Raw genomic sequence first — 3,005 nt, 5'->3', positions numbered from 1 at the left:
GGGTGGGGGAGCGGGTGCTGGTCGAGCGCACTCTGAGAGCGCTCTCAAAGTGCGCCCAATGTGCTCCAGGTCACTCCGGTCGTCAAGAGGTGAAACAGTGAAAGTCGCTGTGCCGCAGGTGAGTTCAGCCCGTGAAGGCGGCCCCGGGTCCCTGCCGAGCGGGACCCGACGACGGTGGCCGGTGGCACGGCGGCCGTGGGGTGCTTGCGTCGGCGGGGGCCGGGCAGTGCCGGCTCACGCCTTCGCGGCGAGCCCGCGCCACGCGTCCCAGGTGTCCAGGCGCTGCCGGTAGGCCGCCTCGACGACGGGATAGGGGTACGTGCCGAGGAAGAGCCGCAGGGGCGGTTCGTCGGTGTCGACCAGTTCGAGGACGACCTCGGCGGTGGCCGCGGGATCCTGGGGTGCGCGGGCCGAGGCCCCCGCCCGGCGTGCCGCGCGGACCGGGTCGTAGGCGTTTATGGGCTCGGTGTGCACCGCGGAGGAACCGGACCAGTCGGTGCCGTACGGGCCGGGTTCGACGATCGTGACGCGGATGCCGAGCGGGCCGACCTCCTGGGCGAGCGCCTCGCTCATGCCCTCCAGCGCCCACTTGGAGGCGTTGTACAGACCGAGAGAGGGGAAGGCGGCCAGGCCGCCGAGGCTGGACACCTGCAGGATGTGCCCGGCGCCCTGGGCGCGCAGGACCGGCAGGGCCGCCTGCGTCACCCACAGCGGGCCGAACACGTTGGTCTCCAGCTGGGTGCGGGCCTGTTCCTCGGTGGTCTCCTCGACCATGCCGAACAGGCCGTAGCCCGCGTTGTTGACGACCACGTCGAGGCGCCCGAAGGTGTCGGCGGCCCGTCGGACGGCGGCGAAGGCGGCAGCCCGGTCGGTGACGTCGAGAGTGAGGGGCAGGACGCTGTCGCCGTAGGTGTCGGCGAGGGGCTTCAGGGACTCGGGGCGGCGGGCGGTGGCGGCCACACGGTCGCCTCGGGACAGTGCGGCCTCGGCCCAGATCCGGCCGAAGCCGCGGGACGCGCCGGTGATGAACCATGTCTTCGTCATGCCTACGACCCTGCGCCCCCGGCCGGACGGCAGCCAGCACCCCCACGGGGTTACCCTTCCGCCATGGCGGCCGACAACGCGCTCGGAGAGTTCCTGAAGGCCCGGCGGGGCCGGGTCCCGCCCGAGCGGGCGGGGCTGCCCGGCCATGGCAGACGCCGGGTCGCGGGGCTGCGCCGCGACGAGCTGGCCCGGCTCGCCGGCATCAGCGAGCCCTATCTGACCCGGCTGGAACAGGGCGTCGACCAGCACCCGTCGCCGCAGGTGCTGCGGGCGCTCGCACGGGCGCTGGAGCTGGACGACGACGCCTGTGCGCACCTGTTCACGCTCGCCGCGCCCACGCCCGGTCCCGCACGCCCCGCGCAGACCGAAGTCGCGGCGGACGTACACCAGTTGCTCGACGCGTGGGCGGGCACCCCGGCGTATGTGCGCGACCGGCGCTTCGACGTCCTGGCCGCCAACAAGTGGGCCCGTGCGCTCGCCCCGATGTACGAGCCGGGACACAACCTGGTCCGGGACATGTTCCTCGACCCGGCATGCCGGCGGCTGTTCCCCGACTGGCCGGAGATCGCCGCGCAGACCGCCGCCGCCCTGCGCGCCGAGGCCGACCCGCGCGATCCCCGGGTCGGGCGGCTGGTCTCCGAGCTGGAGGCGGACGAGGACTTCCGTCGCCTCTGGGCCCGGCACGACGCGCGGCCCTCCCGCGACGAGCTCAAACGCTTCACCCACCCGGTCGTCGGCGAGCTGGCGCTGCGGCGGCAGGCGCTCACCGTCGGGGGCGCCGAGCAGCAGGTGATCATCGTCTACCAGGCGGTGCCGGGAAGCCCCTCAGAGGCCGCTCTCGCCGGGCTCCTGTGACGCCGGGACCGCGCTGCCGGCCTTCCAGTCCGACCAGGACAGGTTCCAGCCGTTGAGGCCGTTCGACGCCTCCACGGTCCTCTCCCCGGAGTTCTTCACGATCACGACGTCGCCGAGCATGGAGCTCTCGTAGAACCTGTAGCCGTCCACGGAGCTGTCGTTCGCACCCTTGGCGTCGTGCAGGCCGACGCAGCCGTGGCTGGTGTTCTGGTGGCCGAACACCGAGGTGGAGGCCCAGTAGTTGCCGTGCACGAAGGTGCCGGAGGTGGTCAGGCGCTGGGCGTGCGGGACGTCGGAGATGTCGTACTCGTCGCCGAGCCCCACCGTCGAGGACTCCATACGGGTCTGCTTGAACCGTTCGCTGATCACCATGATCCCGGACCAGGTGGTGTGGTCCGGGTCGCCGCCGCTGACCGGGTAGGTGGCGATCGTCTCGCCGCCCCGTTCGACCACCATCCGCCGGGTGGCGAGGTCGACCGTGCTGATCTGCGCCCGGCCGATGTGGAAGGTGACGTCCTTCGACTGGACGCCGTAGACGCCGTCCGCGCCCTCGACGTCCCTGAGCCGCAGACCGAGCGTGATCGTCGTGCCGGGCGCCCAGTAGGTCTCGGGGCGGAAGTCGAGGCGGGTGTCGCTGAACCAGTGGCCCACGATCTCCACGGCGGGCTCCGCGGTCACGGTGATCGCCTTCTGCACGGCGGCCCTGTCGGACACGGCATGGGTGAAGTTGATCGACACAGGCATGCCGACGCCGGAGGTGGAGTTCGCCTCGGGGGTGAAGTAGCCCACGAACGTCTCGCCGGGCGACCTGGTGGTGAAGGTCGCCGTCTGCTCGGTGCCGCCCTGGGCCGTGACCGTGACGGTGTACCTGGTGCCCGAGTACGGGTGCCTCGACGAGGTCCAGGTCGTCCTCGTGTCGTCGTAGGACCCCTCCAGCGTGGAGCCGTCGTTGCCGGTGACCTTGACCGAGGCGAGGGTGCCGTCGGTGACGGTGACCTTGACGGGGCTGGTGAAGCCGGCCGTCGCGGAGCCGTCGGCCGGGGTGACCGTGACGACCGCCTTCCTGGTCGCCGCCCGCACGGACGCGGTCGCCCCCGCCCCTGGCG

Annotated in this window: 3 protein-coding genes; 1 reads left to right on the top strand and 2 read right to left on the bottom strand. The window is 72.3% G+C overall.

The window, feature by feature from the left end:
* Positions 1–234: 234 nt before the first annotated feature.
* Positions 235–1,044, bottom strand: a complete 810-nt coding sequence (locus tag EHS43_RS41490) for an SDR family oxidoreductase (protein ID WP_125195672.1) — start codon at positions 1,042–1,044, stop codon at positions 235–237.
* Positions 1,045–1,107: 63 nt separating this feature from the next.
* Between EHS43_RS41490 and EHS43_RS41485 the strand changes: the two genes are divergently transcribed.
* On the top strand, positions 1,108–1,899 hold the full coding sequence (locus EHS43_RS41485; RefSeq protein WP_125195671.1) for a helix-turn-helix domain-containing protein: 792 nt from the start codon (positions 1,108–1,110) through the stop codon (positions 1,897–1,899).
* On the opposite strand, the gene EHS43_RS41480 is transcribed toward EHS43_RS41485, so the two are convergent.
* The coding region (locus EHS43_RS41480) for an Ig-like domain-containing protein (RefSeq protein ID WP_260470954.1) at positions 1,870–3,005 on the bottom strand (1,136 nt) is incomplete at its 5' end. The genes EHS43_RS41485 and EHS43_RS41480 overlap by 30 nt on opposite strands.

Origin of the sequence: Streptomyces sp. RP5T (genome assembly GCF_003933965.1) — a bacterium.
In the GTDB taxonomy this organism is placed as follows: Bacteria; Actinomycetota; Actinomycetes; order Streptomycetales; family Streptomycetaceae; genus Streptomyces.
This window is presented reverse-complemented; position numbering and strand designations above follow the sequence as displayed.